This is a genomic window from Neisseria sp. 23W00296, assembly GCF_044772855.1.
In the GTDB taxonomy this organism is placed as follows: domain Bacteria; phylum Pseudomonadota; class Gammaproteobacteria; order Burkholderiales; family Neisseriaceae; genus Neisseria.
The window spans coordinates 2162015-2186247 of sequence record NZ_CP173024.1 but is presented as its reverse complement, the minus strand read 5'-3'; the positions used below and the strand labels follow the sequence as shown (position 1 = coordinate 2186247).

Annotated in this window: 26 protein-coding genes and 4 tRNA genes; 28 read left to right on the top strand and 2 right to left on the bottom strand. The window is 57.0% G+C overall.

All coding sequences use genetic code 11. The features are described 5' to 3' along the window. The first annotated feature begins 1 nt into the window (after position 1). From ACG2K1_RS10965 to ccsB, 3 genes are read left to right on the top strand one after another with little or no spacing between them, the layout of a single operon-like run. Positions 2-235: a hypothetical protein gene (locus ACG2K1_RS10965; protein ID WP_395429344.1), complete on the top strand. Its 234-nt coding sequence runs from the start codon at positions 2-4 to the stop codon at positions 233-235. Beyond that, on the top strand, positions 232-2253 hold the full coding sequence (locus tag ACG2K1_RS10960; RefSeq protein WP_395429345.1) for a cytochrome c biogenesis protein ResB: 2022 nt from the start codon (positions 232-234) through the stop codon (positions 2251-2253). The genes ACG2K1_RS10965 and ACG2K1_RS10960 overlap by 4 nt, the downstream gene beginning before the upstream one ends. Continuing rightward, positions 2237-3427, top strand: a complete 1191-nt coding sequence (gene ccsB, locus ACG2K1_RS10955; protein ID WP_009425572.1) for a c-type cytochrome biogenesis protein CcsB — start codon at positions 2237-2239, stop codon at positions 3425-3427. The genes ACG2K1_RS10960 and ccsB overlap by 17 nt, the downstream gene beginning before the upstream one ends. Positions 3428-3503: 76 nt before the next feature. Here the strand turns inward: ccsB and ACG2K1_RS10950 are convergent, their stop codons facing one another. After that, on the bottom strand, positions 3504-3743 hold the full coding sequence (locus ACG2K1_RS10950) for a hypothetical protein (RefSeq protein ID WP_009425390.1): 240 nt from the start codon (positions 3741-3743) through the stop codon (positions 3504-3506). A gap of 62 nt (positions 3744-3805) precedes the next feature. After that, complete coding sequence (locus ACG2K1_RS10945) at positions 3806-4282, bottom strand: TlpA disulfide reductase family protein (protein WP_009425391.1); 477 nt, start codon at positions 4280-4282, stop codon at positions 3806-3808. A gap of 169 nt (positions 4283-4451) precedes the next feature. Here ACG2K1_RS10945 and arsC point away from each other — a divergent pair, with 169 nt between their 5' ends. The 25 genes from arsC (at position 4452) to rplL (ending at position 24190) form a co-directional block, all read left to right on the top strand. Further along, complete coding sequence (gene arsC, locus ACG2K1_RS10940; RefSeq protein WP_395429346.1) at positions 4452-4814, top strand: arsenate reductase (glutaredoxin); 363 nt, start codon at positions 4452-4454, stop codon at positions 4812-4814. Between the two features lie 55 nt (positions 4815-4869). After that, on the top strand, positions 4870-5538 hold the full coding sequence (locus tag ACG2K1_RS10935; protein ID WP_009425393.1) for a YdcF family protein: 669 nt from the start codon (positions 4870-4872) through the stop codon (positions 5536-5538). Between the two features lie 295 nt (positions 5539-5833). Next, on the top strand, positions 5834-7003 hold the full coding sequence (gene metK / locus ACG2K1_RS10930; RefSeq protein WP_395429347.1) for a methionine adenosyltransferase: 1170 nt from the start codon (positions 5834-5836) through the stop codon (positions 7001-7003). 77 nt (positions 7004-7080) lie between these two features. Then, entirely contained in the window at positions 7081-8184 is a 1104-nt protein-coding gene (locus tag ACG2K1_RS10925; RefSeq protein ID WP_395429348.1) for a DUF1176 domain-containing protein, read from the top strand. A 106-nt stretch (positions 8185-8290) separates the two neighbouring features. Next, positions 8291-8551: a glutaredoxin 3 gene (grxC, locus tag ACG2K1_RS10920; RefSeq protein WP_395429349.1), complete on the top strand. Its 261-nt coding sequence runs from the start codon at positions 8291-8293 to the stop codon at positions 8549-8551. A 52-nt stretch (positions 8552-8603) separates the two neighbouring features. Further along, the gene (gene secB, locus ACG2K1_RS10915) at positions 8604-9050 is read left to right on the top strand and encodes a protein-export chaperone SecB (protein WP_009425397.1); all 447 of its coding nucleotides are present in this window, start codon (positions 8604-8606) and stop codon (positions 9048-9050) included. Between the two features lie 158 nt (positions 9051-9208). Beyond that, a complete protein-coding gene (locus ACG2K1_RS10910) occupies positions 9209-10426 on the top strand; it encodes an MFS transporter (protein ID WP_395429350.1) in 1218 nt (405 codons plus the stop codon). 182 nt (positions 10427-10608) lie between these two features. Continuing rightward, positions 10609-12456 (top strand): ABC transporter ATP-binding protein, encoded by a 1848-nt coding sequence (locus tag ACG2K1_RS10905; protein WP_009425400.1) that lies wholly within the window; start codon positions 10609-10611, stop codon positions 12454-12456. A gap of 89 nt (positions 12457-12545) precedes the next feature. Beyond that, positions 12546-13736, top strand: coding sequence for a DNA-processing protein DprA (gene dprA / locus ACG2K1_RS10900; protein ID WP_395429351.1), 1191 nt, complete (start codon positions 12546-12548; stop codon positions 13734-13736). Between the two features lie 48 nt (positions 13737-13784). Next, positions 13785-14240 carry a DUF494 family protein gene (locus ACG2K1_RS10895; protein ID WP_395429352.1) on the top strand — a complete coding sequence of 152 codons (456 nt, stop codon included), beginning with the start codon at positions 13785-13787 and terminating at the stop codon, positions 14238-14240. Between the two features lie 134 nt (positions 14241-14374). Beyond that, entirely contained in the window at positions 14375-16681 is a 2307-nt protein-coding gene (topA, locus tag ACG2K1_RS10890; protein WP_395429353.1) for a type I DNA topoisomerase, read from the top strand. Between the two features lie 461 nt (positions 16682-17142). After that, positions 17143-18090, top strand: coding sequence for a DUF4349 domain-containing protein (locus ACG2K1_RS10885; protein ID WP_009425407.1), 948 nt, complete (start codon positions 17143-17145; stop codon positions 18088-18090). Further along, complete coding sequence (gene rsmD / locus ACG2K1_RS10880; RefSeq protein WP_009425408.1) at positions 18087-18671, top strand: 16S rRNA (guanine(966)-N(2))-methyltransferase RsmD; 585 nt, start codon at positions 18087-18089, stop codon at positions 18669-18671. Before ACG2K1_RS10885 ends, rsmD begins: the two co-directional genes overlap by 4 nt. Before the next feature lie 88 nt (positions 18672-18759). Continuing rightward, positions 18760-19011 carry a YfhL family 4Fe-4S dicluster ferredoxin gene (locus ACG2K1_RS10875; protein ID WP_009425409.1) on the top strand — a complete coding sequence of 84 codons (252 nt, stop codon included), beginning with the start codon at positions 18760-18762 and terminating at the stop codon, positions 19009-19011. A 101-nt stretch (positions 19012-19112) separates the two neighbouring features. Beyond that, positions 19113-19196 (top strand) — tRNA-Tyr (locus ACG2K1_RS10870). 40 nt (positions 19197-19236) lie between these two features. Further along, positions 19237-19310, top strand: a tRNA-Gly gene (locus ACG2K1_RS10865). A 10-nt stretch (positions 19311-19320) separates the two neighbouring features. Next, positions 19321-19395 (top strand) — tRNA-Thr (locus tag ACG2K1_RS10860). Positions 19396-19452: 57 nt separating this feature from the next. Beyond that, on the top strand, positions 19453-20643 hold the full coding sequence (gene tuf, locus ACG2K1_RS10855; protein WP_094031176.1) for an elongation factor Tu: 1191 nt from the start codon (positions 19453-19455) through the stop codon (positions 20641-20643). Between the two features lie 7 nt (positions 20644-20650). Beyond that, a tRNA-Trp gene (locus ACG2K1_RS10850) sits at positions 20651-20726 on the top strand. Between the two features lie 60 nt (positions 20727-20786). Next, the gene (gene secE, locus ACG2K1_RS10845; protein ID WP_395429609.1) at positions 20787-21212 is read left to right on the top strand and encodes a preprotein translocase subunit SecE; all 426 of its coding nucleotides are present in this window, start codon (positions 20787-20789) and stop codon (positions 21210-21212) included. Positions 21213-21218: 6 nt separating this feature from the next. After that, on the top strand, positions 21219-21752 hold the full coding sequence (nusG, locus tag ACG2K1_RS10840) for a transcription termination/antitermination protein NusG (protein ID WP_009425974.1): 534 nt from the start codon (positions 21219-21221) through the stop codon (positions 21750-21752). A 135-nt stretch (positions 21753-21887) separates the two neighbouring features. Then, complete coding sequence (gene rplK, locus ACG2K1_RS10835; protein ID WP_002220151.1) at positions 21888-22322, top strand: 50S ribosomal protein L11; 435 nt, start codon at positions 21888-21890, stop codon at positions 22320-22322. Then, a complete protein-coding gene (rplA, locus tag ACG2K1_RS10830; RefSeq protein WP_395429608.1) occupies positions 22322-23017 on the top strand; it encodes a 50S ribosomal protein L1 in 696 nt (231 codons plus the stop codon). Before rplK ends, rplA begins: the two co-directional genes overlap by 1 nt. Before the next feature lie 239 nt (positions 23018-23256). Next, entirely contained in the window at positions 23257-23757 is a 501-nt protein-coding gene (gene rplJ, locus ACG2K1_RS10825) for a 50S ribosomal protein L10 (RefSeq protein WP_009425976.1), read from the top strand. A 61-nt stretch (positions 23758-23818) separates the two neighbouring features. Beyond that, on the top strand, positions 23819-24190 hold the full coding sequence (rplL, locus tag ACG2K1_RS10820) for a 50S ribosomal protein L7/L12 (protein ID WP_395429607.1): 372 nt from the start codon (positions 23819-23821) through the stop codon (positions 24188-24190). Positions 24191-24233: the final 43 nt, after the last annotated feature.

The window sequence follows — 24233 nt, the reverse complement described above, 5'->3', positions numbered from 1 at the left end:
AATGTCGACACACCCCAAACCGCAGCAGCCGCGTTTTTTGCAAAACGCGGCTTTCAGACGGCATCTTGGTTTTCAGACGGCCTCTTGCGCTGCAGGAGGCCGTCTGAAAACAGCTGCGATTGATTCGGTCAATCAGACATCGGGCTGCCGCTACGTCCAGCGTATCGGCAGCCCGGTTTGTAGTAAAATCCGCGCCTTCCGTTTCCCGCCCGTCCCTTCCCTCTCTTCAAAATGACCCGTTCCGAAAAAATCCCCCTTATCCGCCGCCCGTGGTTTGCCTTTCTAAGCTCCATGCGCTTTGCCGTGGCGCTGCTGTGCGTGCTGGCGGTGGCTTCGGTGATCGGCACGGTATTGCAGCAGAACCAGGCGCCGGCGGACTACATCGTCAAGTTCGGCCCGTTTTGGGCGAAGATTTTCGAGTTCCTCGGCCTTTACGACGTGTACGCCTCGGGCTGGTTCGTCGTTATCATGCTGTTTCTCGTCCTCAGTACCGGCCTGTGCCTGTGGCGCAACGTGCCGCCGTTTTGGCGAGAAATGCGCTCTTTCCGCCTGAAAGCCTCCAAACGCTCGCTCGCGGCGATGAAACACAGCGCGCTGCTGGAAAGTGCGGTTGCGCCCGAAGTGGCGACGCGCTATTTCGCCGTGCAGGGTTTCGCCGTCAAACAGAGCGCGCGCGAAGACGGCTCGGTGCTGGTGGCGGCGAAAAAAGGGGCGATGAACAAATGGGGCTATATTTTCGCCCATCTGGCAGTTATCGTTATCTGCGTCGGCGGCCTGATCGACAGCAACCTGCTGCTGAAAATCGGCATGCTCACGGGCAAAATCGTCCCCGACGATGCCGCCGTTTTCGCCCGCGATTTCCAGCCGCAAAGCGTGCTGGGCGCGGGCAACCTGTCGTTTCGCGGCAATGTCAGCCTCAGCGAGGGACAGGAAGCCGACGTGGTGTTTCTCAACGCCGACAAAGGCATGCTGGTGCAGAAGCTGCCCTTTGCCGTGAAACTGAAAAAATTCAATATCGACTTCTACCACACGGGCATGCCCAGCGATTTTGCCAGCGAGCTGGAAATCACCGACAAAGCCAGCGGCAAACGCGAAACGCACACCGTGCGCGTCAACCATCCCTACACCCTGCACGGCGTCACCATCTATCAGGCCAGCTTTGCCGACGGCGGCTCCGACGTCGCCTTCAAAGCCTGGAATCTCGCCTCCGCCAGCAGCCGCTTCGCCGAGCTGAAAGGCCGCTCGATGAACACCTTCCCGCTCAATATGGGCGGCGAACAGAAATACGCGCTCGAACTCGACCAATTCGCCTCCACCAATGTCGAAGACATGGGCAGACCGTCTGAAAAGGCTTCAGACGGCCTCCAAGGCAAAATCAACGACGTGCGCAGCGTGCGCCAGGACAAAAAATTCACCAACCTCGGCCCCAGCATCATCTACCGCCTGCGCGACAAAGCCGGGCAGGCCGTCGAATTCAAAAACTACATGCTGCCCGTCAAACAGGAAGACGGCCTGTTTTTCGTCACCGGCACGCGCTCGGGCTTGGAGCAGCAATACCGCTGGCTGCGCATTCCCGCCGACGGCAAAAACAACATCGACACCTTTATGCTCTGGCGCGAACTGATGAACGACGAAACCCTGCGCCGCCGTACCGCCGCCGATGCCGCCCAGGCCGCGCCCGAGGCCGTGCGCGCCCAGTTTGCCACCGCCGTGGAAAACACCCTCGCCCTCTTCGCGCGCGGCGGTTATCTCGAACTCGACCGCTTCGTGCAAACCGCCGTTCCCGAAAACGAGCGCGACAAAATGAACGGATATTTCTACCAAATGCTCTTCGCCGGCGCCCGCCCCATACTCGACGAAGCCCTGAAAAAACAAAACCTGCCGCCTATGGACGACGAAGCGCACAAACGCTACCTGCTCGCCGCCATGGACGCCTACACCGGCCTCACCGAATACCCCGCCCCCGTGCTGCTGCAACTGGACGGCTTCACAGAAGTCCGCTCCTCCGGCCTGCAAATGACCAAATCGCCCGGCGCCTCACTGGTCTACCTCGGCTCCCTGCTGCTGGTGCTCGGCACGGTATTCATGTTCTATATCCGCGAAAAACGCGCCTGGCTGCTGTATGACGGCGGACAAATCCGCTTCGCCATGTCGTCCAACCGCCACGAGCGCGACCTGAAAACCGAATTTCCCGCCCATCTGGCAAACCTGCAACAGCTTGCCGAGGACCTGAACCATGACACGCCCCACTGACTCCCCCGTCCCCGAACACCGCCTGCTCGCGCAACACACCGTTTGGCAGACCCTCTCCGCCGCCGACTGGCTCTATGCCGCCCTGATGTTCGCCGTCGCCGCCTTCGCCCAATACAGCCTGCCGTACCGCATGGACGGCTACGAAACCGTCATGCTCTGGCTCAGCGCCGCCGCCGCCGCCGCCATCGGCTGGTTTTTCAAGCCCCTGCGCTGGTTCGTCCCCCTCGCCCTGGCTCTGGCCTACGGCGGTGTCGCCCTCTACGGCGGCGACTTCGCCAACCACGACCGCTTCCTGCTGCGCTACTTCCTCAGCAGCCAGTCCGCCATCATGTGGCAGTGCGCCCTCATCTTCTGCGCCCTCTTCGCCTATCTTTCAGGCGGCCTCATCGCCGTGCGCCAACAACGGCAGAGCAACACCCTCCTGGGCATGGCCACCGCCTTCGGCTGGCTCTCCGCACTGGCCGGCTTCACCGGCCTGCTCGTGCGCTGGCACGAAAGCTACCTCATCCTCGGCAGCGCGGGGCACATCCCCGTGTCCAACCTCTACGAAGTCTTCATCCTCTTCCTTGTCATCTGCGCCCTGATGTACTGGTACTACGAAAGCCGCTTTGCCGTACAGAAACTCGGCGGCTTCGTCTACCTCTTCATGGCCGGCGTCGTCTGCTTCGTCCTCTGGTACAGCCTCAGCCGCAACGCCCAGCAGATCCAGCCCCTCATCCCCGCCCTGCAATCGTGGTGGATGAAAATCCACGTCCCCGCCAACTTCATCGGCTACGGTGCCTTCTGCATCGCCGCCATGCTCGGTGTGGCGCAGCTTTTGGCGATCCGCGCCGAAGAAGCCGACACCCCCCGCCGCCTGCCCGATTCCGCCCTCATCGAAGAAATCATGTACAAAGCCATCGCCGTCGGCTTCCTCTTCTTCACCCTCGCCACCATCCTCGGCGCACTGTGGGCGGCCGACGCATGGGGACGCTATTGGAGCTGGGACCCGAAAGAAACCTGGGCGTTTGTCGTCTGGCTCAACTACGCCGTCTGGCTGCACTTGCGCCTCGTTGCCGGCTGGCGCGGCAAAATCCTTGCCTGGTGGGCGATTGTCGGCCTGCTGATAACCGCCTTCGCCTTCGTCGGCGTCAACATGTTCCTCAGCGGCCTGCACTCCTACGGCGGGCTGTAAACGGCGGCACAACGCGAAAAGGCCGTCTGAAAAACCTGCGAAGCAGGTTTTTCAGACGGCCAAATTCAGACGGCCTTTATTCGTACACCGCCGCCGCGCAGAGGATGTCGGCCAGTGTGCGCCAAGTGAGGGTTTCGCCGTCGCAAAAGGGTTGGTTCATATTGGTGTAGTAGCCGTCCATGTCTTCTATCCAGCCTGCCATTGCGGCGAGGAATTCGGGCAGGCTTGCGTTGGTGAGGCCGCCCTTTGCCGCTTCGGCGGAAAATTTTTCTAGAAAAAGCAGGAAGTCTTGGCGGTTGCGGATGGGTTCGTTCATGGTGTTTGGATGTGCGTGAGGCCGTCTGAAAGAGGTTTCAGACGGCCTTTTGCCGTGGCGGCTTATTTGCAGGCGGCGGAGACTTTTTTCACCGCTTCGTCGAGTTTTTTACTGTCGACGCCGCCGAGGATGGCTTCGCGTTTGCCGCATTTGACGGCTTCGACGGTGGTGAAAGGCAGGGCGCCGACGGTGTTGCCGTGTGCTTTCATGAAGCTGCGGCTGTCGTTGCCGGTGTAGTGCCAAACGGGGTAGGACACGGGCGTTTGTTTCAAAAAGGCGGCGATGTTTTCTTTGCGGTCTACGGCGATGCCGACCAGATCGACGCTGCCTTTTTTCTGTTTTTTAAACCAGGCCGACATTTCGGGCATTTCTTTGACGCAGGGTTTGCAGTACGAGCCCCAGAAGTTGACGATGCGCACGGGTGCTTTCAAATCGGCGAAATCGCGCGCTTTGCCCTCGGGAAAGGCGGCCAGATCGGCGGCTGCGGCGGGCAGGGCGGCAAGGATGAGGACGGCGGCGGACAGAAAAGACGGTTTCATGACTGGCTCCTATATATATATCGCGGATGCGGACGGGAAAACGGCGGCGATTATAACCCCTTTGCCGCGCGGCAGATTTTGCGCGGGGGCAAATCTTTGCCACAAACGGCGGGGCGGGTTTACAATGCTTAACCTAAATTGCTCAAATCCGCAGGCAACAGGAGGCCGCATGAAATCCGTTACGCTCTACCACAATCCGCGCTGTTCCAAATCCCGTGCCGCCGCCGAGTGGCTGGCAGAAAACGGCTTTGCCGCCGACACGGTGCGCTATCTCGACGAGCCGCTGTCGGTCGGCGGGCTGCGCGATCTGGCCGGCAAACTCGGCCTTGCCGACGTGCGCGGCATGATGCGCGTGAAAGACGATTTGTACCGCGAATTAAACCTCGACGGTGCGGACAACGAGGCGCTGCTGGCCGCCATTGCCGCACATCCCGCCTTATTGGAGCGGCCGATTGCCGTGTACGGCGGCAGAGCCGCCATCGGCAGGCCGCTGGAAAACATTGTCGATCTGGTGCGGGAAGAGGCCGTCTGAAACACGGCGGCGCGCTTTCAGACGGCCTAAACGATAGGAAACGGGACGTGTGGCGATGAACGGCAAAGCCCGGCGGCTTTTCAGACGGCCGCGTATTTTGTGGGGTTATTTGTGGCGCGGCATGATTGCCAGCGTGCTGGCGGTGCTGCTGGTGCTGGTTTTGTGCGGCGTGCAGGTTTACCGCACCGCCCGCGCCGCGCTGCCGCCGGGCTATCACGGCGATGCGGCGGTGGTGCTGGGCGCGGCGGCTTGGGATTCGCGCCCTTCGCCCGTGTTCCGCGAGCGCATCAACCACGCCATCGTGCTCTACCAGAGCGGCCGCGTGCGCAAAATCGCCTTCACCGGCGGCGCGGTGAAAAAAGGTTTTATGAGCGAGGCTGCCGTCGGGCGGCGTTATGCTGTCAAACAGGGCGTGCCCGCGCGCGACATCATCATGGAAACCAAGTCGCGCACCACCTACGAAAACCTCGCCAACATCCGCCCGCTGCTGCACGAAGAAGGGCTGTACAAAATCGTGATCGTCAGCGACCCGCTGCATCTGGCGCGCACCGCCGCCGTCGCCCGTGATTTGGGTTTGGAGGCCGAAGTGTCGCCCACGCCCACCACGCGCTACACCGACCGCGAAAGCCAATTCCGCTTCTGGCTGCGCGAAACCGTCCTGCTGGCGGGCTACTACGCATGGCGGGCGGGCAGCAGCGTCATGTCCTTTTTCGGCTTCGGCTGACACGTCCGCCTCCTTGCCGCGCCGCCTCGGATTTGCTACCATCCGCGGCGCATTAAGAGTTGGGACTTCCATGCCAACCTGCTTTTTTACGGTTTTGACAGGTAAGAGTAAGGTGGACGGTTTTTCAAAAACCGATGTGGCTTGCGCCGTTGCGGCGGCAGGCAATCGAAATCCCGCTTGAATGCGGGTATTTTTTTGCCCCGCTGAAATGCTGTTTGCCCGCTGTCTGTTTTTCAGACGGCCTTACAGAACCCCGCAGGCCGTCTGAACGCCTGCCGAACCAGAAAGAAACACCATGAGCGAATACCTCTTCACCTCCGAATCCGTGTCCGAAGGCCATCCCGACAAAGTGGCCGACCAAATCTCCGATGCCATTCTCGACGCCGTTTTGGCGCAAGACCCCGCCGCCCGCGTGGCCGCCGAAACCTTAGTCAACACCGGCCTGTGCGTACTCGCCGGCGAAATCACCACCCATGCCCACGTCGATTACATCAAAGTCGCCCGCGAAACCATCGCGCGCATCGGCTACAACGACCCCGCGCTGTGTTTTGATGCCAAAGGCTGCGCCGTCGGCGTGTACTACGACCAACAATCGCCCGACATCGCCCAAGGCGTGAACGAAGGCGAAGGCTTGGATTTGGCGCAGGGCGCGGGCGACCAAGGGCTGATGTTCGGCTATGCCTGCGACGAAACGCCCACCCTGATGCCCTTTGCCATCTACTACAGCCACCGCCTGATGCAGCGCCAAAGCGAATTGCGCCGCGACGGCCGCCTGAGCTGGCTGCGCCCCGATGCCAAAGCGCAGATTACCGCCGTGTACGACAGCGAAACCGGTAAGGTCAAACGCATCGACACCGTCGTCCTTTCCACCCAGCACGACCCCGAAATCAGCCATGAAGAGCTGGAAAAACAGGTTATCGAGCAGATTATCAAGCCCGTGTTGCCGCCCGAAATGCTCACCGCCGAAACCAAATACCTGATTAATCCCACCGGCAAATTCGTCATCGGCGGCCCGCACGGCGACTGCGGCTTAACCGGACGCAAAATCATCGTCGATACCTACGGCGGCGCAGCTCCGCACGGCGGCGGCGCATTCTCCGGCAAAGACCCGAGCAAGGTCGACCGCTCCGCCGCCTACGCCTGCCGCTACGTTGCCAAAAACATCGTCGCCGCCGGCCTCGCCGCCCAGTGCCAAATCCAAATCTCCTACGCCATCGGCATCGCCGAGCCGACCTCGATAGCTATCGACACCTTCGGCACAGGCAAAATCAGCGAAGACAAACTGATTGCGCTGGTGCGCGAACATTTCGACCTGCGCCCCAAAGGCATCGTCAAAATGCTCGACCTCCTGTGCCCGATTTACAGCAAAACCGCCGCCTACGGCCACTTCGGCCGCGAAGAGCCGGAGTTTACCTGGGAGCGCACCGACAAAGCCGCCGCGCTCAAAGCTGCCGCAGGGCTGTAAAGCGTAACAAAGGCCGTCTGAAAAGCATTTTTTGCGTTTTCAGACGGCCTTTTCAGATTGTTTCAAAAGGGAAATCCATGAAATCCCCCGTCCTTATCCCCGTACTCTCCCTCCTTCCTGCCGCCGCCTTCGCGCTGGGTTATCATCCTGGCCCCGACTACCGCGTCGCCCCGCCCGCCGCCTCGCAGGGCTTTTATGAAAGCTACCAAGACTGGGATGCCGCCTGCGACAACACGGGCACCTGCCGCATTGCCGGTTATCAGAGCGACGAAGATCTCGAACATCCCGTATCCGTATTGTTCACGCGCCAAGCGGGCGGCAATGCGCCGGTTGTCGGGCAAATCGCTGTCGCCCCCGATTTTATAGACAACGCCCCCGATTTGAAGCTGGCGGCCAAAAGCGAACTGCGGCTCAACGGCAAAACACTCGGCACGCTGCATTTTGACAAAGACGGCTACGGCAAACTCAGCAGCGCGCAAACCCAAGCCCTGCTTGCCGCGCTGCGGGGCGACGCGAAAATCGAAGTCGTGTCGGGCGCACAAAAATGGACGCTGTCGGACAAAGGCGCGGCGGCGGCCATGTTGAAGGTTGACGAATTCCAAGGCCGTCTGAACACGCCCTCCGCCCTGATACGCAAAGGGCAGAGCCGCAGCGAAGCATTGCCGCCGCAACCCGTGCCGCTGATCCGCGCCGTGGCCGTACCGCAAAAAGGAGAGTACGAACTGAAAAAGGGTACGGCCAAACACAAAGCAGTCATGGCCTTGCTGCAAAAGAGCAATAACGGCAGGGAAGAAGGCGACCTGACCGACCGTTGCCCCGACCTGCACGAAGCCGAGCGGCAGGGCGGCATTACGGTTTATCCGCTGAACGCCAAACAGGTGCTGGTTGACACTTCGTGCATATCGGGTGCCTACCAGGGCACGGGTTTCAATGCCGTGATGGATACCAAACTGACCCGCGTCGAACAGGTTTTGCCGCGCCAATACGGCGGCTTCGACCCGAAAACCGCCACGCTGTCGGGCAGTTTCAAAGGGCGCGGCTTGGGCGACTGTTGGAGCGGGCAAAGCGCGGTGTGGAACGGCCACACGTTCGTGCGCAGCAGCGAACATACCACCGGCCAGTGCAAAGGCTTTTTGGGCGGCGCGTGGACGCTGCCCCTGTTTGTCGGCAAAACCCGATAGCGATAGGCAGAAGGCCGTCTGAAAACCGAAAACGGGATTTCAGACGGCCTCCCACTTGCAAATCCGCCCGCAGCCGCCATAATGGCGGCCTTTAAAAGGAAACTCCGTGCCCACAGTTACCCTCTACTCCGGCCCGCACTGCCCCTACTGCAATATGGCCAAAGCCCTGCTCAAACAGCTCGGCGTCGAAAACATCGTCGAAATCGGCGCGCACACCGACCCCGAAGCCTTTGAAATCATGCGCCAGGCCACCGGCACGCGCACCGTGCCGCAGATTTTCATCGGCGGCAAACACGTCGGCGGTTTCAGCGAGCTGCGCGCCCTGCACAACGCCGGCCGCCTGACCGAAATGCTGTCGGGCGAATAGATTTTCCAACCCCGCCGTTTTCAGACGGCACAACCCAAAAGCGAGAGCAAACATGAGCGAACAAGAAAACCAGCAGCAACCCGTTTTCAGCATTGAAAAAATCTACGTCAAAGACCTGTCTTTGGAAGTGCCGCACGCGCCGCGCGTCTTCCTCGAACAGGGCGAGCCCAATGTCGAAATGCGTATTTCCACGCAGAGCGAAAAACTGGAAGACAACTTCTACGACGTGTCCGTCACCGTTACCGTCACCGCCCGTCTCGAAGACGAGCGCGTGATGTTCCTCAACGAAGTCACGCAAAACGGCATCTTCCGTTTGGAAAACATTCCCGAAGAGGATATGTCGGTGCTGCTGTCGGTGGCCTGCCCGAACATCCTGTTCCCCTACGCGCGCGAAGCCGTGTCTTCCGCCATCACCCGCGCAGGTTTCCCGCCCGTGCTGCTTGCCCCGATCAACTTCGAGGCGATGTACCAACAGCAGCAGGAACAGGGCAACGCCTGATTCCCGATACGCGGTTTAAAGGCCGTCTGAAAGCCCTTTCGGGGTTTTCAGACGGCCTTTGTCCGACATATCGAAAGAAGCAGCGGTTATTTAGCGGCGGCGGCAAAGTTTGTTATAGTCCGCCGCTCTTGAAACCCGCACAGCGTTAAAATTATTTTATGGATACGCATCAGACACATGTCAATCCGTGGCCGGTGATTTCGGCGGCGGCCTTTATCCTTTTGGTTACCATCGGCATGAGGATGTCTTTGGGGCTATTTGTCCAACCCGTCGTCAACACCACGACGCTGGGCATCGAACAGTTCAGCCTGGTGATTGCCGTGTTCCAGCTGATGTGGGGCGTGGCGCAGCCGGTGACGGGCGCACTGGCCGACCGTTTCGGCGCGCGCAGGGTGCTGGCGGGCGGCGCGCTGCTGCTGTCGGCGGCCTGTTTTCTCGTGCCGCAGCTGCCGACGCTGTGGGGCATGATGCTGACGGTGGGCGTGCTGCTGGCTTTCGGTACGGGCGCGGGCGGCTTTTCCATCATCATGGGGCAGGTGGCGGCGAAGCTGCCGCCGCAGATGCGCGGGCTGGCTTCGGGCGCGGTGAACGCGGGCGGCTCGGCGGGGCAGTTTCTGTTTGCGCCGCTGGTGCAGGGGCTTTTGGTGCTGCCCTATGCGGGCTGGCAGGGCGTGTTTTATGTATGGAGCGGCATCGCGCTGCTGATTGTGCCCGTGGCATGGTGGCTGATGCGCGGCAGCGTTCAGACGGCCTCAGCTGCCTCGGCGCAGGCGCACGAAGCAGGCGGCCTCAAAGGCGCGGTGGCCGCCGCTTTCCGCAACCGCAGCTATCTGCTTTTGCACGCGGGATTTTTCACCTGCGGCTTTCACATTGCTTTTTTGGTGACGCACCTGCCGACGGAAATCGCGCTGTGCGGCCTGCCGCCGTCGGTGGCTTCGGCCTCGCTGGCGGTAATCGGTTTGGCGAACATTGCCGGCTGCCTGTTTTCCGGCTGGTGCGTCGGCCGCTTCCGTGCCAAATACGTGCTCGCCGCCCTGTACGGTTCGCGCGTGCTGCTGGTGGCGGCCTATCTTGCAGCGCCGCGCACCGATATGAATTTCTACCTGTTTGCCGCCGGGCTGGGCTTTACCTGGCTGGCGACCGTCGCCCCCACCGCCGCGCTGACGGGTAAGCTGTTCGGCACGCGCTATCTGGCGACGCTGTTCGGCCTTACCATGCTCAGCCACCAGATAGGCGGTTTTCTCGGTTCGTATCTGGGCGGGCGCGTGGTGTCGGCCTTCAACGACTACGGCTGGATGTGGTATGCCGATATGGCGTTGGCGGGCGCGGCGGCGCTGCTGAACCTGCCGATACGCGAGCCGGAAGCGGAGCGGTAAAGCTACCGCAAGAGGCCGTCTGAAAGCCCGTTTCCGAGCGGAAAAGGCGTTTTCAGACGGCCTTTTGCCCTGTGTGCCGCTGCTTTTGCCGCCGCGGCTTTTCCCGTAGAATGCGGCCTTTCCATTTTTCAGACGGCCTGCGATTACGCAGGCCGTCTGAAATACGCAGAGCAAACAACAATATGATTAAAAAAATTTTTTCCTGGTTTGAAAACCGTATCGAAACCTATCCCGACGTGGCGCCGATGACGCCGAAAAAGGGGCTGTTTCCCTTTATCTGGTCGGCCACCGACGGCGTGCGCAAATGGATTGCCGTACTCGCGCTGATGACGGCGGGCATCGGCATTATGGAAGCCTTGCTGTTTCAGTTTATGGGCAAAGTGGTCGACTGGCTGGGCAGATACACGCCCGATACGCTGTTTGCCGAAAAAGGCTGGGCTTTGTTCGGTATGGCGGCGATGATGGTGTTCGGCGTGTTTTGGACGTTTTTCACTTCCAACGTGCGCCTGCAAACCTTGCAGGGCGTGTTCCCCATGCGCCTGCGCTGGAATTTCCACCGCCTGATGCTGGGGCAGAGCCTCGGCTTTTATCAAGACGAATTTGCCGGACGCGTGTCGGCCAAAGTGATGCAGACCGCGCTGGCGCTGCGCGACGTGGTGATGACCGTGGCCGATATGGTGGTGTATGTGCTGGTGTATTTCATCACGTCGGGCATTATTCTGGTGTCGCTCGACGGCTGGCTGCTTTTGCCCTTTGTCGGCTGGATTGTCGGCTTTGTGCTGGTGATGAAGCTGCTGATTCCCAAGCTGGGCAAAACCGCCGCCGCGCAGGCCGATGCCCGCAGCCTGATGACCGGCCGCATCACCGACGCCTATTCCAATATCACGACGGTAAAACTTTTCTCCCACGGCGCGCGCGAGGCGGCTTATGCCAGGCAGTCGATGGAAGAATTTATGGTAACGGTACACGCGCAGATGCGTTTGGCTACGCTGCTGCACACGTCCAGCTTTATCGTCAATTCCTCGCTGACGCTCTCCACCGCCGCGCTGGGCATCTGGCTGTGGCATCAGGGTCAGGTCGGCGCGGGCGCGGTGGCCACCGCCACGGCCATGGCCTTGCGCGTCAACGGCCTGTCGCAATACATCATGTGGGAATCGGCGCGCCTGTTTGAAAACATGGGCACTGTTTCAGACGGCATGGCCACACTCTCCAAACCGCAGACGATTTTGGACAAACCGGCCGCGCTGCCGCTGAAAGTGAGCGCGGGCGAAATCAAGTTCGACCACGTCGATTTCTCCTACGAAGCGGGCAAACCGCTGCTCAACGGCTTCAACCTCACCATCAAGCCGGGCGAAAAAGTCGGCCTTATCGGCCGCAGCGGCGCGGGGAAATCCACGATCGTGAACCTGCTCTTGCGCTTTTACGAGCCGCAAAGCGGCACGATTTCCATCGACGGGCAAAACGTCGACAGCGTTACCCAAGAGAGCCTGCGCGCGCAAATCGGCCTGGTGACGCAAGACACCAGCCTCTTGCACCGCTCTGTGCGCGACAACATCGTTTACGGCCGCCCCGATGCCGGCGACGAAGAAATGGTGGCCGCCGCCGAGTTGGCTGAAGCCGCCGACTTTATCCCCAACCTGTCGGATGCCAAAGGGCGGCGCGGCTACGATGCCCATGTGGGCGAGCGGGGTGTGAAACTCTCCGGCGGCCAGCGCCAGCGCATCGCCATCGCCCGCGTGATGCTCAAAGACGCGCCGATTCTGCTTCTTGACGAAGCCACCAGCGCGCTCGATTCGGAAGTGGAAGCCGCGATTCAGGAGAGCCTCGACAAAATGATGGACGGCAAAACCGTAATCGCCATCGCCCACCGCCTCTCCACCATCGCCGCAATGGACAGGCTCATCGTGCTCGACAAAGGCCGCATCGTCGAAGAAGGCAGCCACGAAGAGCTGCTGGCGCAAAACGGGCTGTACGCCAAACTCTGGTCGCGCCAAAGCGGCGGTTTCCTCAACAGCGAACAGCACGGATAAACAGGCACAGAGGCCGTCTGAAAAACCGAAAACGGGTTTTCAGACGGCCTTTGAACAGATTCCCACACCAAACAAAGGAGCAAACGGATATGGAACAAACAGCCGAACGCCAAGCCTGGCTGAAACTCTCCCTGATGCCCCATATCGGCGCGGAAACCTTTTTGCAGCTGGTCGGCCACTTCGGCAGCGCCGCCGCCGCGTGGCAGGCCGCCTCGGACGCCGTGCGGCCGCTGCTTGCCCGCAAACAGGCGCGGGAGGCTTGGGCAAACCGGCGCGGCGAGGCCGAACGCGCCGCCGAAGCCGCCCTGCGTTGGGAAGAAGGCGAAGGCTGCCGCCTGCTGATGCTGTGCGACGGCGATTTTCCCGCCATGCTCGGCGAAGGCATGACGCCGCCGCCGTTGCTGTTTGCACGCGGCGACACCGCGCTGCTGCACCGCCCGTCTGTCGCCGTGGTCGGCAGCCGCCACGCCACGCCGCAGGCCGAACGCATCGCCCGCGACTTCGGCCGCGCCCTGTCGCAGCAGGGCATCGCCGTCGTCTCCGGCATGGCAGCGGGCATCGACACCGCCGCCCATCTGGGCGCACTCGAAGGCGCGGGCGGCACGGCGGCCGTGTGGGGCACGGGCATAGACCGCATCTATCCGCCGTCCAACAAAAACCTTGCCTACCAAATCGCCGAACGCGGCCTGATTGTCAGCGAGTTTCCGCTGGGCACGCGGCCGCTGGCGGGCAACTTCCCGCGCCGCAACCGCATCATCGCCGCGCTGGCGCAGGCCGTGTTGGTGGTGGAAGCCGCTGTGGAATCGGGTTCGCTCATCACCGCGCGGCTGGCGGCGGAAATGGGACGCGAAGTGATGGCCGTGCCCGGCTCGATCGACAACCCACACAGCAAAGGCTGCCACAGGCTGATTAAGGAAGGCGCGAAACTCACCGAGTCGCTGGAAGACATTCTGAGCGAATGCCCGCAACTGTTGCCAAACGGCGCGGCTTCGTCATATTCTATAAATAGACAAACGCGGCAGAGCGCGCCGCACCCAGTTCAGACGGCCTCTGCCCCAAAGCGGCAGAGGCCGTCTGAAACACAGGAAAAGGCGCAAACGGCAGACGGCGGCGCGTCAGACAGCCTGCTTGATAAAATGGGCTACGACCCCATACACCCCGACACTTTGGCCGAGCGGCTCGGCCTGCCCGCCGCCGACATTTACGCCGCGCTGCTCGAAATGGAACTGGAAGGCCGCGTGGCGGCGGCAGCGGGCGGGCGCTACCAGAGAATCCGCTAGAAAGCGCAGGCGCGGCGAGGCCGCATCACAGTAAGAGGAAACAGCACTATGGCGGAACTCATCGCCTTTCTGATCGAACATTTCCAAGACTTCGACGCCTGCCCCTCGGGCGGCGATTTGGGCAGCCTGCTGGAAGAAGTGGGCTTCGGCGAAGACGACATCCACAAAACGCTGATGCTGATCGACGTGTTGAACGAAGAATCGCAATGGCAGGCGGCGGAGCAGGGCAGCGGCGCGCTGCGCGTCTACTGGCCGGAAGAATGCGACCGTCTGCCGCCCGAAGTGCGCGGACTGCTGCACCAGCTCGAACAGGCGGGCGCACTGACTACCGGCCAGCGCGAGTTTGTCGTCAACGCCCTGATGTTCATGCCGACGGAAGAAGTGACGGCGGACACAGCCAAAGTCGTGTGCCTTTTGGTATTGTGGGCGCAGAAGGCCGAGCTGCCCGTGCTCATCGGCGACGAACTGATGGCCGTCCTGCACGGCAAGGCGACCATGCACTAGGGCTGTTGACAATCAGTCAAGGCCGTCTGAAAACAGGCGGCGGCAGACGCAGGAAAACCTTTTCAGACGGCCTCATCCCCCCTTAATGAGGCCGTCTGAAACACCCGAAAACCATTCAGACACAGAGAAGAGCGATGGCAAAAAACCTTTTAATCGTCGAATCCCCGTCCAAAGCCAAAACCCTGAAAAAATACCTTGGCGGCGATTTTGAAATTTTGGCCTCCTACGGCCATGTGCGCGATCTCGTGCCGAAAAACGGCGCGGTCGATCCCGACAACCATTTCGCCATGAAATACCAGCTGGTCGCCCGCAACGCCAAACACGTCGATGCCATCGTGGCCGAAGCCAAAGAAGCCGAAAACATCTATCTGGCTACCGACCCGGATAGGGAAGGCGAAGCGATTTCATGGCACTTGCAGGAAATCCTCAAATCCAAACGCGGTCTGAAAAACATCCATCCCAAGCGCGTGGTGTTTCACGAAATCACCAAAAACGCCGTGCTCGATGCCATCGCCCACCCACGCGAGTTGGAAATCAACCTCGTCGATGCCCAGCAGGCTCGCCGCGCACTCGATTATCTGGTCGGCTTCAACCTCTCGCCGCTGTTGTGGAAAAAAATCCGTCGCGGCCTCTCCGCAGGCCGCGTGCAAAGCCCCGCGCTGCGTCTGATTTGCGAGCGCGAAAACGAAATCCGCGCCTTTGAAGCGCAGGAGTATTGGACGGTACACCTCGACAGCCACAAAAGCCGCAGCAAATTCACCGCCAAGCTGGTGCAGTTCGACGGTAAAAAACTCGAACAGTTCGACATGCCGTCTGAAACCGCGCAGGCCGAAGTGCTGGCCGCGCTCGAAGGCAGAGAAGCCGTTGTCTCCGCCGTGGAAAAGAAAAAACGCAGCCGCAACCCGGCCGCGCCGTTTACTACATCGACCATGCAGCAGGACGCAGTACGCAAGCTCGGCATGACCACCGACCGCACCATGCGCACCGCCCAGCAGCTTTACGAGGGCATCGACGTAGGGCAGGGCGCGATCGGCCTGATTACCTATATGCGTACCGACAGCGTCAACCTGGCCGACGAAGCCCTCACCGAAATCCGCCACTACATCGAAAACAAAATCGGCAAAGAATACCTGCCAAGCGCGGCCAAGCAGTACAAAACCAAATCGAAAAACGCGCAGGAAGCTCATGAAGCCATCCGCCCGACTTCCGTTTACCGCACGCCCGAAAGCGTGAAACCGTTTCTCACCGCCGACCAGTTCAAGCTCTACCAAATGATTTGGCAGCGCACCGTCGCCTGCCAGATGACGCCCGCCAAATTTGACCAAACCACGGTGGACATCGCCGTGGGCGAAGGCGTGTTCCGCGTAACTGGCCAAGTGCAGACCTTCGCCGGTTTCTTGAGCGTCTATGAAGAAGGCAGCGACGACGAAGAGAGCGAAGAGGGCAAAAAACTGCCCGAAATGGCCGAGGGCGACACACTGCCGGTTGACAAACTCTACGGCGAACAGCATTTCACCACTCCGCCGCCGCGCTACAACGAAGCCACGCTGGTCAAAGCCCTCGAAGAATACGGTATCGGCCGCCCTTCCACTTACGCCAGCATTATTTCCACGCTCAAAGACCGCGAATACGTTACCCTCGAGCAAAAACGCTTCATGCCCACCGACACCGGTGACATCGTCAACAAATTCCTTACTGACCACTTCGCCCAATACGTCGATTACCACTTCACCGCCAAACTCGAAGACCAGCTCGACGAAATCGCCAGCGGCAAACGCGAGTGGGTGCCCGTGATGGACAAATTCTGGAAGCCCTTCCACAAACAAGTGGCCGAAAAAGAAGGCATCGAGCGCGCCAAATTCACCACCGAAGAGCTGGACGAAACCTGCCCTAAATGCGGCGAACACAAACTGCAAATCAAGTTCGGCAAAATGGGTCGTTTCGTCGCCTGCGCCGGCTATCCCGAATGCAGCTACACCCGCAACGTCAACGAAACCGCCGAAGAGGCAGCCGAGCGCATCGCCAAAGCCGAAGCCGAACAGGCCGAACTCGACGGGCGCGAGTGCCCCAAATGCGGCGGACGGCTGGTGTACAAATACAGCCGCACCGGCAGCAAATTCATCGGCTGCGCCAACTATCCCAAGTGCAAACACATCGAACCGCTGGAAAAACCCAAAGACACCGGCGTCGAATGCCCGCAATGCAAAAAAGGCCATCTGGTCGAGCGCAAATCGCGTTACGGCAAACTGTTTTACAGCTGCAGCACCTACCCCGACTGCAACTACGCCACCTGGAACCCGCCGCTCTCCGAAGAATGCCCCAACTGCCATTGGCCGATTTTAACCATCAAAACCACCAAACGCTGGGGCGTGGAAAAAGTCTGCCCGCAAAAAGAATGCGGTTGGAAAGAGCAGATTGAACCGCCTGCGCCCAAAGAATAGCGTGTTTGGTTTAATGGATAAAAAAGGCCATCTGAAACCCTGCAACAGGTTTCAGACGGCCTTTTATTGTCTGCGGCACGGATATCATGCGCGGCACGATTGGAAGGCCGTCTGAAAGTGCGGCCGGCCGTTTTCAGACGGCCTCGGCCTGCCTTTACCGCAGGATTGGCTATATAGTGAAACAACACGAAAATCTACGGCGTTGCTGCGCCTTAGCTCGAAGAGGGCGGTTTTCTACGGTATTGGAAATGCCAAGAAAACCTGCCCCGTACTACTTGTACTGTCTGCGGCTTGCTGCCTTGTATCTTTCCTATTTTGTTTCACTATAATGCGCCGCAGACAAAACGACAGAGGCCGTCTGAAAGCCTGAAAAACGGAGACGGTTTCCGTTCCGCGCCATATTTTCAGACGGCCTTCGGATATCCGCGATAAGGCCGTCTGAACACCACAGAGAGAAAATCATGCGTACAACCAAACCCATCCTGCTTTTGCCCGTCACACTCGTCCTGCTGGCGGCCTGCGGCCAACACGCGGAAGAAAGCGCCCCCGCCGCCTATGCCCCCGCCGCCGCGATGGAATACAGCGAAGCTGCGCCCGAGCGCGAGCAGGAAAACGCCGTCCGCGCCGACAACATGGTGCTGGCACAAAAGGCGGAAGGGCGGCAACTGGTAGTGGAAGCTGATATCGAGTTTAAAACCGAAAACACGCGTCAGACCGTGGCGGAAGTGGAAAAACTCACGCTGCAATACGACGGATTTATCGAAAAAAGCGGCATTTCCGCCTCGGTGTCCGACGAACAGACCTATCCGCAGCAGGACGGACAGCTGCTGGTTATCCGCCGCTACGGGCAGGCGGGCGATATGACCGTGCGCCTGCCGAAAGACAAAACGGCAGACTTTTTGCGCGATATGCAGAAACACATTGTGTTTTTGCAGGAACAGAATTTCAGCGCGGCCGATGTCGCTCTCGATTTGCGCCGCGCTGCTTTGGAAGCCGCACGGCAGCGCGAGTTGGCCGAGCGTTTGCAGAACACCGCCGATTCGGCGGAAAAAAGCGACAAAAGCGGCACGGCCGACGTGCAGGTCAGGCAGTCCGACGCCCGCGCGCAGCAGGAATACGCCGAATTGCAGCGGGCATACTGGCAGGACAGAGTGGATTTCGCCACCGTTCGCCTGCGCTTCGAGCAGCCCGAAGCCGTGTTCCGCTACACCCGTCCTGACAGCGACGCCGAAGCGCGGCAGTATGCGCCGGGCTTCTGGCAGTCGGTCGGCGTGATGCTGAAACAGGGCTGGGCGGGCTTTTTACGCGGCGTTCTGTTCCTGTTCGGCCTGTGGCCTCTGGTTTTATTGGCTGCCGCATCGCTGTTCGGCTGGCGCAAAATCAAACGGATGAAAAAGAAAACAAAATGAAAAATGCCAAACACAACAATCAGGTGCGCATCGTCGGCGGGACACATCGTGGTCGGAAAATCGCTTTCGCCGATTCAGACGGCCTGCGTCCCACGCCCGACAGCGTGCGCGAACGCCTGTTCAACTGGTTGGGGCAGGATTTGACAGGCAAAACCGTGCTGGATTTGTTTGCGGGCAGCGGCGCGCTCGGTTTTGAAGCCGCTTCGCGGGGGGCGGCAAAAGTGGTGATGGTCGAATTTGAACGTCGGGTTGCGCAGAATCTTGTGCGTCAGGCAGAAATTTTCGGTTGGGATGCCGCCGTATCCGTCGTCCGCCAAGATGCCGCTGCGTATCTGCAAAGCGCAGCGGTGCAATTTGATGTCGTGTTTCTCGATCCGCCGTTCTCCTGGCAGGGGTGGGACGATTTGTTCGGATTGCTGTCAGGCCGTCTGAAACCCGGTGCCGAAGTCTATATCGAAGCGGGAAAAATACCCGATTTGCCGCAATGGCTCGACGTCCGCCGAGAGGGACGGGCGGGGCAGAGCAAATACCTGCTTGCCGTGTATCAGAGCAGCTCCCGATTTAATGATAATTATTCATAAATATATAAAAAACAATCATCTAGCGAAAAGCGTGCTATAATCCGCGCCCGCTAAATTTCAGACACACACATTTCAGAAGGATTCCGATATGTCACTCTTTATTACAGACGAGTGCATCAATTGCGACGTTTGCGAGCCCGAGTGCCCCAACGACGCCATCTCGCAGGGCGAAGAGATTTATGAAATCGACCCGAATCTCTGCACCCAGTGCGTCGGCCACTACGACGAACCACAATGCCAGCAGGTCTGCCCTGTGGACTGCATTCTGATAGATGAAGAACATCCTGAAACGCATGACGAGCTTTATGCCAAGTATATTCGTATCATCGAAGAAAAATAATTAAAACAAGTATAAATATAAACTTAATGCGGATTGGCAGGGATTTTTAAATATTTTTCTTGACGAAGATGGGCGGTGTAAGTAATATTCCGCTTCTCTTTGGTGGGATTCCCGAGCGGTCAAAGGGGGCAGACTGTAAATCTGTTGCGAGAGCTTCGAAGGTTCGAATCCTTCTCCCACCACCAAATTCCAATTTGTTGGAGCTGGATTACAGGCAGTAAGTCTGCGGGTGTAGCTCAATGGTAGAGCAGAAGCCTTCCAAGCTTACGGTGAGGGTTCGATTCCCTTCACCCGCTCCAATATCTATTGGCCCATGTAGCTCAGGGGTAGAGCACTCCCTTGGTAAGGGAGAGGCCGGCAGTTCAAATCTGCCCATGGGCACCAAATAATTACCCTTAAACTCATTTTCTTTATTAGTAAGCTTTAGATAGGAAATTTGCTATGGCAAAGGAAAAATTCGAACGCAGCAAGCCGCACGTAAACGTCGGTACCATCGGTCACGTCGACCACGGTAAAACCACCCTGACCGCCGCACTGACCACCATTTTGGCCAAAAAATTTGGCGGCGCGGCCAAAGCCTACGACCAGATTGACAATGCCCCGGAAGAAAAAGCCCGCGGCATCACCATCAACACCTCCCACGTAGAATACGAAACCGAAGGCCGCCACTACGCCCACGTAGACTGCCCGGGTCACGCCGACTATGTGAAAAACATGATTACCGGTGCTGCCCAGATGGACGGCGCGATTCTCGTATGTTCCGCAGCCGACGGCCCCATGCCGCAAACCCGCGAACACATCCTGCTTGCCCGTCAGGTAGGCGTACCCTACATCATTGTCTTCATGAACAAATGCGACATGGTTGACGACGAAGAGCTGCTGGAGCTGGTTGAAATGGAAATCCGTGACCTGCTCAACAGCTACGAATTCCCGGGCGACGACGTGCCGATCATCAAAGGTTCCGCACTCAAAGCACTGGAAGGCGACACTTCCGACATCGGCGAAACCGCTATCTTTGCATTGGCCGACGCACTGGACAGCTACATCCCGACACCCGAGCGTGCCGTGGACAAACCCTTCCTGCTGCCGATTGAAGACGTATTCTCCATCTCTGGCCGCGGTACCGTAGTAACCGGCCGCGTAGAGCGCGGTATCATCCACGTCGGTGACGAAATCGAAATCGTCGGTCTGAAAGAAACCCAAAAAACCACCTGTACCGGTGTCGAAATGTTCCGCAAACTGCTCGACGAAGGCCAGGCAGGCGACAACGTCGGCGTACTGCTGCGCGGTACCAAACGCGAAGAAGTGGAACGCGGCCAGGTATTGGCAAAACCCGGTACCATCACCCCGCACACCAAATTCAAAGCTGAAGTGTACGTACTGAGCAAAGAAGAGGGTGGTCGTCACACCCCGTTCTTCGCCAACTACCGTCCCCAGTTCTACTTCCGTACTACCGACGTGACCGGTGCGGTTACTCTGGAAGAAGGCGTGGAAATGGTTATGCCGGGTGAAAACGTAGCCATCACAGTCGAACTGATTGCTCCGATCGCCATGGAAGAAGGTCTGCGCTTCGCCATCCGCGAAGGCGGCCGTACCGTCGGTGCGGGTGTTGTGTCTACCGTAATCGCTTAAAGTTTAGAGGCCAGTAGCTCAATTGGTAGAGTATCGGTCTCCAAAACCGAGGGTTGGGGGTTCGAGACCCTCCTGGCCTGCCAAATAAGAAAACTAACCGGCCTAGGGTCGGTTGGTTTTTTTATTTTTAAGGGTTTTATATAATGAATAAACAAGATATTGGGAAACGGGCTGAGTCGGTAAGTGTACTTATGGATCCTAAGTTGCAAAAGCAGGTTAGGAAATCAATGGCTAGATTTTTGATAAAATTAGCGCTTATTATGTTGCTGTCTGTGGGGGTGTGGTTTGCACTTGGTCAAACAACCAGTGTTCCTGGCTATATTCAAAATCTACTCATTGCTTTTGCAATCTTTGCGGGTATTGTTATTGTCATGTGGGGTAACTTTTCTCGATTTGTCCGATATGTTAAGGATTCTGTAGTCGAGCTTAGGAAGGTTGTATGGCCTGAGAAAGCGTATACGATAAAAATGACAGGTTTTGTTTTGGTGTTTGCCGGTGTGCTTACTGTTTTTATTTATGTCGTTGACTCTGTAATTTCTTGGGTATTGTTTGATCTGCTGATGAGGTAGGAATAAATGTCTAAAAAATGGTATGTGGTTCAGGCATATTCTGGATTTGAAAAGAATGTACAAAAAACGCTTAAAGAAAGAGTTGAGCGTGAAGGAATGCTGGATTATTTTGGTTCGATTTTGGTTCCTGTTGAAGAAGTGGTGGATATTAAGAACGGACGAAAAACGGTTAGCGAAAGGAAATTTTTTCCTGGATATGTGCTTGTTGAAATGGAAATGACGGATGATTCTTGGCATTTGGTAAAAAGTACCCCAAGGGTATCAGGTTTTGTTGGTGGGAGTGGAAACCGTCCTTTGCCTATTTCGCAGAGGGAAGTGGATGCGATTATGGCGCAAGTACAAACCGGCGGTGAAAAACCAAAACCAAGAGTGGAGTTTGAGATTGGGCAGCAGGTCAGAGTAAATGAAGGACCGTTTGCTGATTTTAATGGAATCGTTGAAGAAGTTAATTATGAGCGAAATAGGCTGAGAGTTTCCGTTCAAATTTTTGGTCGAGAAACTCCTGTTGAATTAGAGTTTGGTCAGGTTGAGAAAGATTAGATAGGAAGGACAATTTACTTGCCTACCCTTGTGCTTTTTTTTGAAAAAGCAGTATAATAATAGACTGTTTTATTTTTGGTAAATAACTGGGGAGCAAGTTCATTGCGTTAATACCCATTTTAGGAGTTTATTTAAGTGGCAAAGAAAATTATCGGCTATATTAAGCTGCAGATTCCTGCAGGCAAAGCCAACCCTTCCCCTCCAGTTGGTCCTGCTTTGGGGCAGCGCGGTTTGAATATTATGGAGTTTTGTAAGGCGTTTAACGCTGCAACTCAAGGGATGGAGCCTGGTTTGCCGATTCCTGTGGTGATTACTGCGTTTGCAGACAAGTCATTTACTTTTGTAATGAAGACGCCTCCTGCTTCCATTTTGTTAAAGAAAGCTGCAGGTTTGCAAAAAGGTAGTTCTAATCCCTTAACCAATAAAGTGGGTAAGTTGACGCGTGCTCAATTGGAAGAGATTGCAAAAACCAAAGAGCCTGATCTGACTGCTGCTGATTTGGATGCGGCTGTTCGCACAATTGCAGGGTCTGCCCGCTCTATGGGTCTTGATGTGGAGGGTGTTGTATAATGGCAAAAGTATCTAAACGCTTGAAAGCATTGCGCTCCTCTGTTGAGGCTAATAAGTTATATGCTATTTATGAGGCTATTTCGCTGGTAAAAAAAGCGGCTACCGCCAAATTTGACGAATCTGTAGATGTTTCGTTTAATTTGGGTGTGGATCCTCGCAAGTCCGATCAGGTAATCCGTGGTTCGGTCGTGTTGCCTAAAGGTACCGGTAAGACAACCCGTGTGGCTGTATTTGCTCAGGGGGCGAATGCCGATGCAGCAAAAGCTGCTGGTGCCGATGTGGTTGGTTTTGAAGATTTGGCTGCTGATATCAAGGCAGGTAATTTGAATTTTGACGTGGTTATCGCTTCTCCTGATGCGATGCGTATCGTTGGCCAACTTGGTACTATTTTAGGCCCCCGTGGTTTGATGCCAAACCCTAAAGTCGGCACAGTAACTCCAAATGTTGCTGAAGCTGTTAAAAATGCTAAAGCCGGCCAAGTTCAATATCGTACCGACAAAGCGGGTATAGTGCATGCAACAATCGGTCGTGCTTCATTTGCTGAGGCGGATTTGAAAGAGAACTTCGATGCTCTGCTTGATGCAATTGTAAAAGCCAAGCCTGCTGCTGCGAAAGGCCAGTACCTGAAGAAAATAGCTGTCTCCAGTACCATGGGTTTGGGTGTTCGTGTTGATACTTCAAGTGTGAATAACTAATATTCATTTAAAAGTTTCGGGCAATCCAAGTACGCTTGGATTGCTTGAATTTGGGCTACTTAATATTAAGTAGATGTCCAAGACCGTAGGGATCGAAAGATTTAATTGTGACAACCCTGCGCAGACGGTAGTCCTGAAACAAATTGCAATGCAATATTGTTTGCAAAATGTCTTTTTAGGTTACCGCGCTGGTGGAGTGCTGAAATAACACTCTTTTGATAAACAGTGGGAGGTAGACCTTGAGTCTCAATATTGAAACCAAGAAGGTGGCCGTAGAGGAAATCAGTGCAGCGATCGCTAATGCGCAGACTCTCGTGGTTGCCGAATATCGCGGTATCAGTGTTTCCAGTATGACCGAGTTGCGTGCAAATGCACGTAAGGAAGGCGTTTATCTGCGCGTTCTGAAAAATACTCTGGCTCGTCGTGCAGTAGAGGGTACTTCATTTGCAGCATTAGCAGACCAAATGGTTGGTCCGTTGGTTTATGCTGCTTCTGAAGATGCAGTTGCTGCTGCAAAAGTGTTGCACCAATTCGCGAAAAAAGATGACAAAATTGTCGTAAAGGCCGGTTCTTATAATGGCGAAGTAATGAATGCTGCTCAGGTTGCTGAACTTGCTTCTATTCCGAGCCGTGAAGAGCTGTTGTCCAAACTGTTGTTTGTTATGCAGGCGCCTGTTTCGGGCTTTGCACGCGGTTTGGCTGCTTTGGCAGAGAAAAAAGCAAGCGAAGAAGTTGCTTAATCGCTATCGATATTTGTCTATTTGATTTATTTTTTAATACAATATTTGGAGTATAAATAGCATGGCTATTACTAAAGAAGACATTTTGGACGCCGTTGGTTCTTTGACCGTAATGGAATTGAATGACTTGGTTAAAGCATTTGAAGAAAAATTTGGTGTTTCTGCTGCTGCTGTTGCAGTTGCTGCCGGTCCTGCTGCAGGTGGTGCCGCTGCTGAAGAGAAAACCGAGTTTGACGTAATCTTGGCTGCTGCTGGTGAGCAGAAAGTCGGTGTGATTAAAGTTGTTCGTGCGATTACCGGTTTGGGTCTGAAAGAAGCTAAAGACATCGTTGACGGTGCTCCTAAAACTCTTAAAGAAGGTGTTTCTAAAGCTGAAGCTGAAGATATTCAGAAACAGTTGGAAGAAGCAGGCGCTAAAGTCGAAATCAAATAAGGTTTACCTGACTGTGGGCTGGCAGCTTGTCTGCCAGCCTTAT